This is a genomic window from Bacillus sp. S10(2024), assembly GCF_050473865.1.
Lineage (GTDB): Bacteria > Bacillota > Bacilli > Bacillales > Bacillaceae_G > Bacillus_A.
This window is the reverse complement of sequence record NZ_JBFLUR010000002.1, coordinates 1,674,165-1,689,180: the sequence shown is the minus strand read 5'-3', so window position 1 is coordinate 1,689,180 and position 15,016 is coordinate 1,674,165. Positions and strand designations below refer to the sequence as shown.

Sequence of the window (15,016 nt, the reverse complement as noted above, 5' to 3'; positions counted from 1 at the left end):
AACGGTTCACACACGATTGGTTATTTATACCACTATCTGTAGGCAGTAAGACCCCCACCTCAAAATTTAAAGAGATACGAAGAAAATTGGTGGGGGGACAAATGCCCGGAAAAGCCCGATTGGGTGGGATTTCCATCAGTGGAGGCTAAAGAACCCCCATTGATGAGATTTTCAATTTATTAGAAAATAATTTGAAATGCTTGAAAACCAAAGTATATGCCATAAATAATAAGTGAAATTCCAGATATGACTGTAATTATAGATAACAAGCGCGCATCTAACATTTTACGGAAAATACTAGAAGTACTTGCTATGGTAAGATCCCATAAAAGTATACCTAAAATGATACCTATGCTGTATAACAAAAGCTGTTCTTTATTATAAGAGGAAGCAGCCTTGGCTAATATAGATCCGAAAATTCCAAGCCAAAATAAAATGGTTAATGGGTTAGATAAGGACATAAAGAAGCCAGAAAAAAAGGTTTTAATAATGGAATCATTATTTTGAGATCTTGTGATACTAATTTCATTAGCACCTCTTAAACTTTCTATACCTGTATAAATCAAAACAAAAGCTCCGAAACACCATAGGAAGAGTTTGATAATATTTTCTTCAAGAAAATGAATGACACCTAAATAAATAAGTATCATATAGAAAATATCTGCTATTAAGGCACCTATGCCAAGAATCCATGCGTGAAAAAAACCACTTCTAATACCTTTTTCTAATTGTGCAGCGTTAATCGGCCCGATTGGAGCAGATAATGATAACCCTAAGAAAACGTAGCTTAAAAATATGCCCACTTATAACAAGCTCCTCCCACTAAATCTTTATCTATACTTAATCTATTCAGTAGTCAATGTTTGTACAACTAAATAATAAATGTCTTGATATTAAAGCATATAATTCATGCAGCTTACTAAATAGAGGAGCTCGAAATATTGAGTAATTACCTATTTAAAGCGAATGTAGCAATTCATAAACCTAATTAGGAAATTTATAATTATAATTCACTTTTTTTGTAAAAAATTCATGATTCGGGAAAATGGGCACTTTGATGGAATTGTTTCGTCATCACGCAAAAAATATTGTTGCCATTCATAATTTTCTTGCTGGCCATAGCTTTTAAGAGAAGGGTGAATGGGAGCTTTGTCATAGGTAGTTAAACGTTGGCGTATTAAGTTTCTTAGTTTTCGACTATATTTGTGAGATTTCATAATTTCTTGTAACACCCATCGAGGAGTTATAGCAAGCATCATACAGGGGAAATGTCTGCTCTGTCTCTTAACATGGGCAGGAGTAGCGCAATAAACAAAATAAGATTCATTATGGAAACAAAACTCCCATGTGTTTTCCAAAGGATCATTAGGGATATGCTTGGGCCATTCTTTCTCGTCTAATATGCTAGTTTGATTAAGAAGCGACCAATAAATATGTTCAAAGTTTTGAATTGTAGCTTTTTCAACAAGCTCTGTTGGTGTTTCAATAAAAAGAATAAGAGAGGCATATTTACCTGTGTCTTTAGAACATTCTGTGTATGTCTTAAGTAACTTTGCGAATTGTTCGCTAGCATTTGGTGTTCTAGGATCATCTATAAATCCATATCTAAGGTGATTGAATGTAAAACCATGTTGTGCAGGGATACAAGGAAAAGGCCTACCTTTATCGGTCATTTTTAAAATAAAAGAATGGAATGCATTTTGTTGCCAAGCTGGAAGAGTAGTAATGTCCCTTTGTAGAGAGTTTTTATCGTAAAGTGTAATCATACTTTATTCCCTCCAAGAGCAATGATATATAGCGTATTAATTATTTGAAGAATAGGTGAATGACTAGATTATAATTTATGTTTTTAGGATTTATTATAATAAATTAATGTTGTTGGAATTTAATTGGAAGGTTCCTGTTATTATTTTTTCTCTTGATACGAACCATTACGATTAAATGATACTTGAAAAGTATATATAAAATGAAGGTACAATGTTCCCGTCAAATTTTTTTGAATAATATGTTTATAACACAATAAGAAAGGGTGTATCGTTATGGAAAATGATAAGGAAGAAAAAATCCAATTTATAGATTGTAAAGGTGTGGAGATAACTGTAAAAGTTAAAAAGGGAAAAATAAAGAAAAAATAAAAATACAGTGTAGTAGGATATTAAATGAATTCAAATTGCTAAGTTGTTCAAGACCGTTGTTAGAATTGAACATCTATACATTGTTATGTTAGAATGGGTAATTTATTAATTTGTATCATGATTTTTTATTGAACAAATAAAAAAATGTAAGTTAAGCTAATTTATTTATTATAGAATAAGCCCTTTTTAAACTTTGGTGCATAATGTAATGTGAATGAATTTTAAGGGGGACTATTTATGGCTTATCCTAATCATTTAGCTTGGCATGAAACGCTAGACTTGCACGAATTAGTTGCATTTCAAGCAAACGGTCTTATTAAATTAAAAAAATCAGTTAGAAACATATCTGATCAAGCACTTCAATCGTTATATATTAAAGCAATAAACGTTATACAAAACAATTTAAAAGAGTTAGTGCAGTTTTATTCCTATGCTCCTGAGGTTCAATCACAGCAGCGTGAAGACATTGGATTTTATGCTGGGGATTTACTTGGATTTGCAAAAACATCCGTTCGAAACTATGCAATAGCCATTACTGAAACAGCAACACCACGACTTAGAGAGGTTTTAACTCGTCAAATAAATGGTGCTATCCAATTACATGCGCAAGTTTTTAATTATATGTATGAACGAGGTTACTATCCATCCTATGATCTTAATCAGCTATTGAAAAATGATGTGCAAAATGTGCAAAAGGCAATACAAATGCAATATTAATACATTGCTATGGAAATTATCTTTGGCATGAAACTAGCACAAAGTAATATAAAAAGGTGATTATTTAAAGGTAATTTCCTTTCCTTTCATAAAGTAAGTAGGGTTTGATGAGGAATTTAAAAACGTTGCGTGAAAGGATACAGAATTTTATGAGGATAATAATTTTTTAGTAACTCTATATACTAAAGAGCATAATCGAAAAAAGAGTTTGCTCTTTTCATCTTCATCATAGGAGAATATATTTTAATCCATTTATAAATGGTTACCTCTGATACGCCATACTCACTGCTTAATTGTTTGACAGGTTGTCCTGAATGATATAATTCAACAACCATTTTTTAAAATTCTTCATTAAATTTCTTGGTTGTCATACGGACACTTCCTCCTTGACCCCCATTGTAAGGACTTAAATAAGTTGTGGCCATATGACTATACTAACTCTATGGTGTATTCATAGCAGCGACTTAGATGTCGAAAAGTTAAACTGAATTTATATATTCACTTATGCTTTGTTACATACGCGCATTATCAATAACCTCTGTTCCATTTATTACATCTTGCAAACATCTTTTTAAAAGTTATACTTTTTATATCAACGAAGAAATTTGTATTATCAATTATAAAATTCGACTATACCTTTGACTTAGGAGTTTGACAGGCTAAATTTTGGTCTGTTTTCTTGCTGTAACAAAGACATGTGCAATACTACTACATCTTGTGATAAAACAGATAAACATATTTTTTCATTAAAATTCTCCAATTATCTTATATTTTCATGGGGTGACTGAGTAGTTATCAGGTAAGCTACAAATTAGGATTGTGTTTCATAGGAGGTTTAAATGAAAAGAATATTGCCAGAAGCCATTTTATCTTATACCCAGTATGGATATTTAAAAGTGCCAAAAAATATTAAAAGCCAATGTCCAAATTGCGGTAAATCAAGTGAATTTGCGTTGAAAGCGAATTTTTACCAAGTGAAAAAAAGCGGATTATTCGCAGAAGGGCTTTGTTCTGAATGTAAAAAACCATCAGAGTTTGTCATTATGTTTCATAATTGTTCAGATCAAATCAATGAAGTAGATATCTATATGTATAATCCTTCAGCTTCAAAAGATCCTTTACATCGACTCGAACACAACAAAAAAATCCCGATAGATCTGCTCAAATCATATCGCTCTACCTTAAATATTAGTCAGTCAAAAGATCATTCTGCTACTGCAGTAATGTCAAAACGAGTTCTTGAAGGTATCCTCAAACATTTCCTTGGGGAGAAAACGAATGGGCAGTCTCTTTCCCAGCAATTCGAGAAATTTCCAAAACATGTTGATTTAACGAAACCAATTCAAAATATCGGACACCTTGTTCATCCGGACAGTCCTTTTTATGAAATGCTTGAACTAAAGCAAGAAATTGACGATGAAACGATTGTTTTATTAACAGAATTATTGGAAGTCCTGATCGAATATTTATTTGTACTGCCTGAAAAAATCGAATTGATACATGACAAGATTGAACAGAAATTGAAATAGGATTCACATATGCGACTATCCATTTGAGAATAATAATATCCTTTCATATAAAGTGAAACTTCCATCAGTGATTCTTCATCCCAACTGACGGAAGGCCCGCTAATATACAAAAAAGAAGATAGCCACCTATATATGAGATGGTTATCTTCTTTTTTGAACGTGCTTTTAAAACGTACATTTGCTCATTGTAGGTATATATCTTTTGATTATTCTCATGTGTACATATGTTACGCTTGAATATCAGAAAAATAAAATTAGTAGTATTTTCTAATATGGCTAATTTTTGTTTTTCTAACGGGACCTATAACATTTACTTTTTATATTTTGTTAGATAGGAAAAAAGTATGTCGTTAGTACAGTTGTAGAATGCTTATTTATCATTGTGAAAATTTTGTGAAGAATGAGTGTTTCAGTTGATTATATAAGCAGTTAATTATATGCTTATTTCGAAGGAGAGGAAATTAAAAATAAATCCTTTTAACGAATGTAACGTTTAAATTCTGCTCAACATATAAGTATATGCTTATTTAATTATAAAAAGGTGGGTGTGGATATGGAAAAAATAGTTATAGAGTTAACAAGAGTATCACAATTGTTGAAACTTTTAGGAGACAAAACGAGACTAACAATTGTATCGATTCTTAAACAACGTGAGTGTTGTGTATGCGAACTTCTTGAAGTATTCGATATGAGTCAGCCTTCTATCAGTCAACATCTTCGAAAGCTAAAGGACTTAAGCTTAGTACAAGAAGAGCGTAGAGGTCAATGGATTTATTATTCTTTAAATCAGTCAAGTGATTTATACATGCTTTTGGAAGATATTCTAGAACATGTACCAAACCAAATAGAAAAAATCAAACAAATTGAGAAGAGTAATCCTACACTTCGGTGTGGTTGTTAGCAATTAAATAGAAAGGGAAGTGAGAAGAATGAGCAACACGGGGAAAAAACGTCTGTCTTTCTTGGATCGATATCTAACCTTATGGATTTTTCTTGCGATGGCAGTAGGGATTGGGGTTGGATATCTATCGCCTGGATTCGTTGATGGAATGAATCGTTTACAGGTAGGGACAACGTCTATTCCACTAGCCATTGGATTAATTTTAATGATGTATCCTCCACTTGCTAAAGTTCGCTATGAAGAGATGGGGCGTGTTTTTAAAGATGTAAAGGTACTCATACTATCACTTGTACAAAACTGGATTATTGGTCCGGTTCTGATGTTTGTTTTAGCAATCATATTCTTACCAGATAAACCAGAGTATATGGTGGGACTAATTATGATTGGATTAGCTCGTTGTATTGCAATGGTTATCGTATGGAATGATTTAGCGAAAGGTGATACAGAGTATGCAGCGGGATTAGTTGCTTTTAACTCTATATTCCAAATGTTATTTTTCTCGGTATATGCGTATGTGTTTGTAACAGTCATTCCAGAATGGTTAGGAATTGAAGGTGCTGTTGTAGATATCACAATGGTAGAGGTTGCAAAATCAGTCTTTATTTATCTAGGAATTCCATTCATTGCTGGAATGCTAACACGCTTGATTTTTGTAAAAACGAAAGGACGAGAATGGTATGAAAAAGTATTCATTCCAAAAATCAGCCCAATTACATTAATCGCATTATTATTTACAATTATTGTGATGTTCTCCTTAAAAGGTGAGGTCATTGTTAGTGTACCACTTGATGTTGTACGTATTACAATTCCATTGCTCATTTATTTTGTAATTATGTTCTTTGTTTCTTTCTTTATGGGCAGAAAAATTGGTGCAAGTTATGGAGTAACGACAACATTAGCGTTTACAGCTGGAAGTAATAATTTTGAATTGGCGATTGCTGTAGCTGTAGGTGTATTTGGAATTCAGTCTGGTGCAGCTTTTGCAGCAGTTATCGGGCCTTTAGTCGAAGTTCCCGTTATGATTGCTCTTGTAAATGTCGCATTATGGTTCCAGCGTAAATACTTCCAAACACAATCAAACTAGAAGTTCATAATAAAGGTGGAATTATCATGGAAAACAAAAAAACAATTTACTTCTTATGTACAGGTAACTCTTGCCGTAGCCAAATGGCTGAAGCTTGGGGTAAAAAATATTTAGGTGACAAATGGAATGTACTGTCTGCAGGGATTGAAGCACATGGAGTCAATCCAAATGCCATTAAAGCAATGAATGAAGTAGTTATTGATATTACTGACCAAACATCTGATATTATTGATCGCGACATTTTAGATAAAGCTGACCTTGTTGTAACGCTTTGTGGTCATGCGAATGATGTTTGCCCGACAACACCTCCACATGTAAAACGCGTTCATTGGGGATTTGATGACCCAGCAGGTCAAGATTGGTCTGTATTCCAACGTGTACGTGATGAAATTGGTGCGCGTATTAAAAAGTTTGCTGAAACAGGTGAATAATTGAAAATCGTATATAAATAGCCGAGAATTTTTCTCGGCCCATTTTGTAAAAAAAGGGGAGAACTCAAAGATGAAAAAAATCGAAATTTTTGATCCTGCGATGTGCTGTTCTACAGGAGTTTGTGGACCGAGTGTTGATCCTGAATTAATTCGAATTTCAGTGGCTGTTAACAATTTGAAGAATAAAGGTATTGATGTGACTCGTTATAATCTTGCAAGTGAACCAGATGCTTTTGCTAATAACAGTGTCATTAGTCAGTTATTAATGGAAAAAGGGCCAGAAGTGTTACCTGTTACTTTAATAGATGGAAAAATAGTAAAAGAAAAAACGCATTTAACAATTGAAGAGTTAGCACAACTCACAAACTTAACAGAAGAAGAGTTAAGTCAGAAGCAAAAGGTACGTTTAAATCTTAATGTAAAAAAATAAAGAAAGAAGTGAACGGCAATGGCAAACCTATTTAATCCACATAGTATGACATTTACACCCTTTTTATTCTTTACTGGTAAAGGTGGCGTAGGGAAAACATCAACTGCTTGTGCAACAGCCATTACGTTAGCTGATATGGGAAAACGAGTTTTATTAATTAGTACGGATCCCGCTTCGAACCTACAAGATGTATTTGAAATCGAACTAACCAACAAGCCGAAAGTAATTCTTAATGTTCCAAACCTACAAGTAGCTAACCTGGATCCAGAAACAGCCGCTTATGAATATAAAGAACGGGTTGTTGGCCCATACCGTGGGAAATTGCCAGATACGGTGATTGCTACGATGGAAGAGCAATTATCTGGAGCTTGTACAGTAGAAATTGCAGCATTTGATGAGTTCTCCACGTTACTTACAAATAAAGAGTTAACAACGAAATTCGATCACATTATTTTTGATACAGCACCAACTGGTCATACGTTACGTCTTCTTCAGCTTCCAACGGCTTGGAGTGGATTCCTAGAAGAAAGTACACATGGGGCTTCTTGTTTAGGACCATTGGCAGGTCTTGGAGATAAAAAAGAGTTATATAGTCAAACAGTTCAAGCACTATCTAATCCGAAACAAACAACATTATTACTTGTGACACGTCCTGATAGTTCTCCGTTGCAAGAAGCAGAACGAGCAGCTAAAGAGTTGAAAGAAATTGGAATTAGTAATCAATACTTACTGATGAATGGTATTCTTACAAATTATATGCAAAATGATGCTGTCTCTAAAGCGTTGTTTACAAGACAATTACTTGCATTAGAAAACATGGCAGAAGAACTGAAAGGTCTTCCAACCTATGAAATTCCATTAGTGCCGTTTAATGTTACTGGAATAGAGAATATGAGAAAGTTGGTTCAACCAATAGAGAATATTTCCATTTTAGATGAAGAACAACAAGAGATTGCTGTACCTACTCTTCAAACTTTAATTGCAGATCTCTCTAAGACAGGAAAAAGAGTTATTTTTACAATGGGAAAAGGCGGAGTAGGAAAAACAACTATAGCTTCAGCAATTGCAGTTGGTTTGGCCGGAAATGGAAAATATGTACATTTAACAACAACAGATCCGGCAGCTCATATTGATTATGTTATGCATGGAGAACAAGGAAACATTACGATTAGTCGAATTGATCCGAAGATAGAAGTAGAAAATTATCGTAAGGAAGTCATTGAGCAAGCAAAAGAAATGGTAGATGAAGAAGGTTTAGCTTATTTAGAAGAAGATTTGCGTTCCCCTTGTACAGAGGAAATTGCAGTCTTCCGTGCTTTAGCTGACATTGTTGAGAAAGCAAATGATGAAATCGTGGTAATTGATACAGCGCCAACAGGCCATACATTATTGTTGTTGGATGCGACACAAACGTATCATAAGGAAATTGTACGCTCTTCTGGTGAAGTACCACAGTCTGTGAAAAATTTATTACCACGTCTTCGTAATCCTGAGGAAACAAGTGTTGTCATCGTAACATTAGCGGAGGCTACACCAGTACATGAAGCAAGTCGTCTACAAGAAGACTTAAAACGTGCAGATATTAATCCAAAATGGTGGGTTATTAATCAAAGTTTTTATGCAACACATACAAGCAATCCAGTGTTAAGAGGAAGGGCACAGTCTGAAGTGCAGTGGATTCAAGAGGTTCAAAAGGAATCACAAAATAATTGTGTTATCATTCCTTGGCAATCGGAAGATATTGTGGGATATGAGAAGCTTAAAGCTTTAGTAAAGTAAAAGGTTTCAAGTAGTTACATTACTTTGAGGAGGAGAAATAGAAATGAACATTACAGATAAAGCAAAAGAGTTTATTGAGAATGCTATGAAAGAAAACAATGTGTCAACACTACGTTTTACATTTGAAGGTGCTGGATGCTGTAGTCCAAACTACGGTATTAGTTTAGAAAAGGCACAAGAAAATGATGTGAAACAAATCGTAAATGGTATTGAGGTTGCAATGGATTCAAAGGTAGCTGAAATTGTTAATAATTTAACTTTAGACTATGTAGAAGATCAACAAGGTCCAGGTCTTGTGATAAGCGGTGGATCCAATTGTTGCTAAATAATAATTAACGAGACTAACAAACATGGCTAACTTTCACGAACTCGTAAAAGGAAAAGTTGGGGTTTGAAAAAAAGTCACGATGGTTGTAAGAAAGACACGAAGCTTTGAACAAAGTTGCGATGTTTATAAAAATGATGCGATGCTTTATCTCTTTGATCGAAGAATTTTAAAGGAATTTGGATTTTTATCACATGAATTGTCCATTCAAAAAGAAAAGAGTCCATTTTGATCAAATTTTGTTTTAAAGTCACACAATTTAGGGTTAAGGTTTTTATGGAAGGGGAAGTATAAAGAAAGAAAGAATATACATTGTTGATTCTAAAGAAGTAGTTAGCAGTAATTTGAGATGAAGATAATTGTGATATTGCATTCTATAAAAAAGAATGTTACCCTAAAAATAGAATTATGAGAGGACTGATGAGTGAATAATGATTAACTAATCTATATTTTAATTTGAAATTAATAACTTCAAACTACAAAATATAGGGTTAGTCTATCCATTTTTTATAAATCAGTTCATACTTTATCTGTCATAATTCCAATGATTAATAAGGACTTATTAAGTATAAGTGAAAGACTAACCCTTCCAATTACAAATTGGGAGGTTTTTTTATTCTCTTATAGGTAAGTTGATATTTATTAATCTGTAACTGTAACCGAACAAATAAAGGGGAGAGAAAAATGAGTAATTCAGACACTATTGTTACACATGTAATGCTCTATATAAGTCGCTAATATCCATCACGCTTATATGGAGGAATTAATAAATTGATGGATATTCCGACTTTATATGAAAAGGGTTGATATATAAAGGAGGAATTATTATGTCAATGATAAAGGTTCAAGACTTAACTTTTTCATACCCAGGTAGCTTTGATAATATTTTTGAAGGTGTAAACTTTCAAATAGATACAGATTGGAAACTGGGGTTTATTGGTAGAAACGGACGAGGTAAAACGACATTCTTTAATTTATTATTAGGTAATTATGAGTATAGTGGGAAAATCACATCTTCGGTAGAATTTAATTATTTCCCTTACCCAGTTTCGGATAAGAACAAGTTCACTCATGAAATTCTTGAAGAAATTTGTCCCCAAGCAGAAGATTGGGAATTCCTGCGTGAAATATCCTATTTAAATGTTGATGCCGAGGTTATGTACCGACCATTTAAAACATTATCAAATGGGGAACAGACAAAGGTGTTGCTTGCTGCACTGTTTTTGAATGAGGATCAATTTCTATTAATTGATGAGCCAACAAATCATCTAGACACTGATGCACGAAAGATGGTCTCTGATTATCTAAGGAAGAAAAAAGGGTTTATTTTAATTTCACATGACAGAATCTTTTTAGATGGATGCGTTGATCATATCTTATCTATAAATAGAGCAAATATTGAAGTTCAAAGTGGTAACTATTCTTCTTGGAAGTTAAATTTTGATCGACAGCAGGAGCACGAAGAGGCTACAAATGAGCGTCTACAAAAAGACATAGGGAGATTAAAACAGTCTTCAAAGCGTTCAGCAGATTGGTCTCATCAAGTGGAAGCTTCCAAAAATGGAACAAGGAATTCAGGATCTAAGTTAGATAAGGGTTTTGTAGGACATAAAGCGGCCAAGATGATGAAGAGAGCGAAGAGCCTTGACTCAAGGCAACAAAAAGCTATTGAAGAAAAGTCAAAATTACTAAAAAATGTGGAGAAAACTGAGTTGTTAAAATTAGAACAATTAAAATTTCAGTCAAATGAATTGGTTGTTTTGGCTGATGTGTCTGTTAAGTATGTTGACCAAATAGTAAATGAACCAATTAGCTTTATAGTTGAACGAGGGGACCGAATTGTACTTGATGGAAAGAATGGAAGCGGGAAAAGTAGTATCCTAAAACTCATTCTAGGACACCTAATACAGCATACAGGCTCAGTTAATTTAGGTTCAGGACTCATCATTTCCTATGTCGGGCAAGATACTTCTCATTTGAAGGGATCGTTATCGGACTTTATTGAAGAGAACGAGATTGATGAGACGTTATTTAAATCCATCCTACGTAAGATGGATTTTGACCGAATTCAATTTGAGAAAGATATATCTCATTATTCTGGTGGACAAAAGAAAAAGCTGCTTATCGCTAAAAGTTTATGTGAAAAAGCTCATTTATATATATGGGATGAACCATTAAATTTTATTGATATTTATTCGCGTATGCAGATTGAAGAGCTTATTCAACAATTTAATCCCACAATGGTTATTGTTGAGCATGATAAGGCATTTCAACAAACAGTTGCAACAAAAACTATATCTATATAGTTCAAAGTGAATGATTGAAGATATAATCAGTAAATTAAGTCATTAAACTATAGGGTGCTTTAATGGAGTGATGAAAAAAGCCTAATTTCTCTACAATAAATTGAGAAATTAGGCTTTTTAACAGGAAAAGTAGGATACATATTTACAGAATGCACTCATAAACGGGAATATGATATAAGACCATAAGGTTTTCCTACTATTTTAGTAAAAAGCTTTTTTATACAAGGACATGAGTTTAAGTCAGGATAAAGGACTATGTGAAAATCAGGAACAAAGCATGAAAAAACAGTAATTCATGCTTTGTTTTTTATTTGTAATGATATTACCCAAAAGGTAAGGGGGATGAAATAAATTAAACATGAGATGTTTCAGATGAAAAGAAAACGTGAAACTTGTCCTTATGGTACATAAGTGTATACAGCTTATACATTGGCTGCATATCTTTAAAATAACTGTATAAATCAATCGTGTCAGGAGAGATTTTATGAAAGTCATAATTTTGTGTGGGGGGAAAGGACTAAGGATGCAGGGGATTTTAGAAGATGTTCCTAAACCACTAGTTCGGGTACAGGGAAAGCCTCTCATTTGGCATATTATGAACTGGTATAGTAAATTTGGACATCAGGAATTTATATTGCCGTTAGGATATAAAGGGGAACAAATTAAAGAATATTTCATGAACTATAATTGGAAAGAGTCTGATTTTGTTTTAGATCTTCAAAAAAATCAGTATCAATTGCTTGAGGAACAAAAATCGTGGAATATAAAGTTCATTGATACAGGAATGGAAACAATGACTGGAGCAAGGTTGAAAAGGCTTGAAAATCATGTGCAAGATGAACTGTTTTTATTAACTTATGGTGACGGATTAGCACATATAGATATTAATGAGCTTATAAAATTTCATAAAGAAAAAGGAAAAGTTGCAACACTGACTGGCATTAGGAAAAATAGTCAGTATGGTTTATTGCAGGTTGAAAACGGAATTGCCACAGAATTTAAGGAAAAACCTTTGCTTGATAGTTTAATAAATGGAGGTTTTTTTGTATTTGATAAAGCGATATTTAATTACTTAAGTGATGAAGATACGTGTATTCTTGAGGAAGAACCATTGCAAAATTTAATAAAAAATAACGAACTAGCGGTTTACGAATATAATAGTTTTTGGATTAGTGTGGATACACCAAAAGATTTGAAGGATGCCAATGAAAATTGGGATCCTCATAAAAAATAATTTAAAGGAGTGAAAAGATATTGAACTCTAATGATAGAAAAGGGAATGTATCTCGTCCATTTATTCCCTCTAAAGAAAAAATAAATTTTCAACTATCTCGAAAACTTCCTGTCAAAAATAGGTCCACACATTCTACAGTCAATAAAAATATTCAATTAGATTCTAATAAGAACGTTAGACAAGGCAAGCATCTTTGCGTCATAGTAGGAAGAGAATATGTTTTAAAAGTAATTGCTTTACAACAATCTTTAATGGAGAACACAAAAGAGTGTACATTGTGGATTTGTTGTATTGATTCAGTTGCTTATTCAATATTAAAGGAAATGAATTTGAATCAAGTCATGCTTATACGAGTAGAAGAAGTGGAGGATAATCGTTTAAAAAGTATTAAGGCAGAAAGAAAAGTTAATGAGTATTGTTGGACTTTGAAGCCTGTTTTCATAGAATATTTACTTGTGAATTTTGAATTACCATCCGTTCTTTACTGTGATGGTGATTTGTATTTTTTCTCTAATCCCGCTGTTATATTTGATGAATGGGGAGGGAATTCTGTTTTTCTTTGTCCGCAGAGGGATCTTGATTGGGTAGAACAAGCATATGGTAAATATCAAGCAGGATTAATCGGCTTTAAAAATGATTCTTACGGATTAAAAAGTGTAAGATGGTGGAAAGAAAAGTGTTTGGATTGGTGTAGTTCAAATCCTGACAATGAAAGGTTTGGAGATCAGAAATATTTGGATGATATTCCAATTTATTTTCCGAAGGTAAAGATATCAAAAAATCTAGGAGTAAACACAGCCCCATGGAATTGTATTTACAATAATAATTTTAGTATTTCTAAAAATGTAAACGAAGTATATATTGAGACAGATCGATTAATTGTTTATCATTTTGCATGTATTACAATTTTTAGTGAAAATGAATTTGATCTTTGGTCTTTAGGGAAAATTGACATACCTAACAATATATTAGATTGTATTTACACTCCTTATTTAAGTCGAATTCACTCCATTCTTAGTGAATTAAAGTTTAAAATTGGTGAAGATGCAAATAAACTTTTAAGTAGTAAACACATTAATGAAGCAATGACCCCATATAAGAATTCAAATTTAAGAAGACAAATGAATCAGTGGAATAATTTCTTGAATTTTTCATTCATTATAAGTCAAAAATATATTATTCAAGGGCTAACCTGTTATTATTCACTAGTAAATCAGGCAGAAAACTTTAATGTATGGATTTGTTGTATGGATGATGTAACTTACCAAACTTTAGTAAAGTTGCAGTTAAAACATGCTATTCTCATTCACGTTAAGGAGATAGAAAGTCAAGAATTCCTAAATGTAAAGAATCAAAGAAGCTTGAAAGAGTATTGCTGGACGTTAAAAGCCCCATTATGTCTTCATATATTGCAATATTTTCCCGAAGTTGATCACATTATATATTGTGATGCAGATATGTACTTTTTTTCTAACCCTAACATAATTTTGCGTGAATGGTGGAAATATTCCGTTTTTCTATGCCCACAAAGGGGCACAACAGAACTTGAAAATATACATGGTATGTATCAAGCCGGTTTAATTGGATTTAAAAATGATAAAAATGGTAAGGAAATTTTAGAATGGTGGAGAGATAAGTGTCTCGAATATTGCGAAGATAGGTATGATGTTGAATTTAATAGATGGGGAGACCAAAAATATTTAAATCATATTCCTAATTTATATTCCAATATTAAAATCATAAATCAAAAAGGGATTAATGCCGCCCCGTGGAATATCATTTTAAATAATCAAGATACAATAAGAATAGAAAACAAAAAGGTTTTTGTAACTAACGATGAATTAATTGCCTTTCATTTTGGTAGCATGCAAATTTTTAATATGAATGAGTTTGATTTATGGAAGCATGAACATCTTAAAATTTCCCCATTAATTTTAAAAGAAATTTACGTTCCTTACATCGAAAGCATAAGAAACACATGCCATATACTCTACAATAGTCTTATAATGCACCTCACCCCATTATATGTAGAAGCATCGCATAAATTTTCAGTTAAAAACTATTATCAGTATACTTCCCTGATAAATTTAAACTATAATTGAAATTTTAAAATATGACGTTAGCTCATATAAAAACTATAAAAAA

At 32.8% G+C, this 15,016-nt stretch carries 13 protein-coding genes and 1 pseudogene; 11 read left to right on the top strand and 3 right to left on the bottom strand.

Features of this window, described 5'->3' with window-relative positions:
- Positions 1–179: 179 nt before the first annotated feature.
- Both AB1280_RS08720 and AB1280_RS08715 read right to left on the bottom strand, forming a co-directional pair.
- Positions 180–803, bottom strand: a complete 624-nt coding sequence (locus AB1280_RS08720; protein WP_429755587.1) for a LysE family transporter — start codon at positions 801–803, stop codon at positions 180–182.
- Positions 804–1,010: 207 nt separating this feature from the next.
- On the bottom strand, positions 1,011–1,766 hold the full coding sequence (locus AB1280_RS08715; RefSeq protein ID WP_429755586.1) for a YqcI/YcgG family protein: 756 nt from the start codon (positions 1,764–1,766) through the stop codon (positions 1,011–1,013).
- Between the two features lie 606 nt (positions 1,767–2,372).
- Here AB1280_RS08715 and AB1280_RS08710 point away from each other — a divergent pair.
- Positions 2,373–2,852, top strand: coding sequence for a spore coat protein (locus AB1280_RS08710; RefSeq protein WP_429755585.1), 480 nt, complete (start codon positions 2,373–2,375; stop codon positions 2,850–2,852).
- 227 nt (positions 2,853–3,079) lie between these two features.
- On the opposite strand, the pseudogene AB1280_RS08705 reads toward AB1280_RS08710, so the two are convergent.
- Positions 3,080–3,187 (bottom strand): annotated as a pseudogene (locus tag AB1280_RS08705) (helix-turn-helix domain-containing protein); the annotation flags it as partial.
- Positions 3,188–3,691: 504 nt separating this feature from the next.
- On the opposite strand from AB1280_RS08705, the gene AB1280_RS08700 reads away from it, so the two are divergent.
- The 10 genes from AB1280_RS08700 to AB1280_RS08655 all read left to right on the top strand — a co-directional run bounded on the left by AB1280_RS08700 (position 3,692) and on the right by AB1280_RS08655 (position 14,973).
- Entirely contained in the window at positions 3,692–4,381 is a 690-nt protein-coding gene (locus AB1280_RS08700; protein WP_429755584.1) for a hypothetical protein, read from the top strand.
- Positions 4,382–4,934: 553 nt separating this feature from the next.
- Positions 4,935–5,282: an ArsR/SmtB family transcription factor gene (locus tag AB1280_RS08695; RefSeq protein WP_429755583.1), complete on the top strand. Its 348-nt coding sequence runs from the start codon at positions 4,935–4,937 to the stop codon at positions 5,280–5,282.
- Positions 5,283–5,310: 28 nt separating this feature from the next.
- Positions 5,311–6,366, top strand: coding sequence for an ACR3 family arsenite efflux transporter (arsB, locus tag AB1280_RS08690; RefSeq protein ID WP_429755582.1), 1,056 nt, complete (start codon positions 5,311–5,313; stop codon positions 6,364–6,366).
- A 26-nt stretch (positions 6,367–6,392) separates the two neighbouring features.
- Entirely contained in the window at positions 6,393–6,797 is a 405-nt protein-coding gene (gene arsC / locus AB1280_RS08685; protein ID WP_429755581.1) for an arsenate reductase (thioredoxin), read from the top strand.
- 70 nt (positions 6,798–6,867) lie between these two features.
- The gene (gene arsD, locus AB1280_RS08680; RefSeq protein WP_429755580.1) at positions 6,868–7,227 is read left to right on the top strand and encodes an arsenite efflux transporter metallochaperone ArsD; all 360 of its coding nucleotides are present in this window, start codon (positions 6,868–6,870) and stop codon (positions 7,225–7,227) included.
- A gap of 18 nt (positions 7,228–7,245) precedes the next feature.
- Positions 7,246–9,006, top strand: a complete 1,761-nt coding sequence (gene arsA, locus AB1280_RS08675; RefSeq protein ID WP_429755579.1) for an arsenical pump-driving ATPase — start codon at positions 7,246–7,248, stop codon at positions 9,004–9,006.
- A gap of 43 nt (positions 9,007–9,049) precedes the next feature.
- Positions 9,050–9,331 carry a HesB/IscA family protein gene (locus AB1280_RS08670; protein ID WP_429755578.1) on the top strand — a complete coding sequence of 94 codons (282 nt, stop codon included), beginning with the start codon at positions 9,050–9,052 and terminating at the stop codon, positions 9,329–9,331.
- 827 nt (positions 9,332–10,158) lie between these two features.
- Positions 10,159–11,637, top strand: coding sequence for an Lsa family ABC-F type ribosomal protection protein (locus tag AB1280_RS08665; protein WP_429755577.1), 1,479 nt, complete (start codon positions 10,159–10,161; stop codon positions 11,635–11,637).
- Between the two features lie 484 nt (positions 11,638–12,121).
- Positions 12,122–12,871 (top strand): sugar phosphate nucleotidyltransferase, encoded by a 750-nt coding sequence (locus tag AB1280_RS08660; protein ID WP_429755576.1) that lies wholly within the window; start codon positions 12,122–12,124, stop codon positions 12,869–12,871.
- A gap of 20 nt (positions 12,872–12,891) precedes the next feature.
- Positions 12,892–14,973, top strand: a complete 2,082-nt coding sequence (locus tag AB1280_RS08655) for a glycosyltransferase (protein WP_429755575.1) — start codon at positions 12,892–12,894, stop codon at positions 14,971–14,973.
- Positions 14,974–15,016: the final 43 nt, after the last annotated feature.

Bases quoted from the DNA above. Each gene is read 5' to 3' on its own strand.
- AB1280_RS08715 (WP_429755586.1), bottom strand. From the start codon at position 1,766: ATGATTACACTTTACGATAAAAACTCTCTACAAAGGGACATTACTACT.
- AB1280_RS08710 (WP_429755585.1), top strand. From the start codon at position 2,373: ATGGCTTATCCTAATCATTTAGCTTGGCATGAAACGCTAGACTTGCAC.
- AB1280_RS08700 (WP_429755584.1), top strand. From the start codon at position 3,692: ATGAAAAGAATATTGCCAGAAGCCATTTTATCTTATACCCAGTATGGA.
- AB1280_RS08695 (WP_429755583.1), top strand. From the start codon at position 4,935: ATGGAAAAAATAGTTATAGAGTTAACAAGAGTATCACAATTGTTGAAA.
- arsB (WP_429755582.1), top strand. From the start codon at position 5,311: ATGAGCAACACGGGGAAAAAACGTCTGTCTTTCTTGGATCGATATCTA.
- arsC (WP_429755581.1), top strand. From the start codon at position 6,393: ATGGAAAACAAAAAAACAATTTACTTCTTATGTACAGGTAACTCTTGC.
- arsD (WP_429755580.1), top strand. From the start codon at position 6,868: ATGAAAAAAATCGAAATTTTTGATCCTGCGATGTGCTGTTCTACAGGA.
- arsA (WP_429755579.1), top strand. From the start codon at position 7,246: ATGGCAAACCTATTTAATCCACATAGTATGACATTTACACCCTTTTTA.
- AB1280_RS08670 (WP_429755578.1), top strand. From the start codon at position 9,050: ATGAACATTACAGATAAAGCAAAAGAGTTTATTGAGAATGCTATGAAA.
- AB1280_RS08665 (WP_429755577.1), top strand. From the start codon at position 10,159: ATGTCAATGATAAAGGTTCAAGACTTAACTTTTTCATACCCAGGTAGC.
- AB1280_RS08660 (WP_429755576.1), top strand. From the start codon at position 12,122: ATGAAAGTCATAATTTTGTGTGGGGGGAAAGGACTAAGGATGCAGGGG.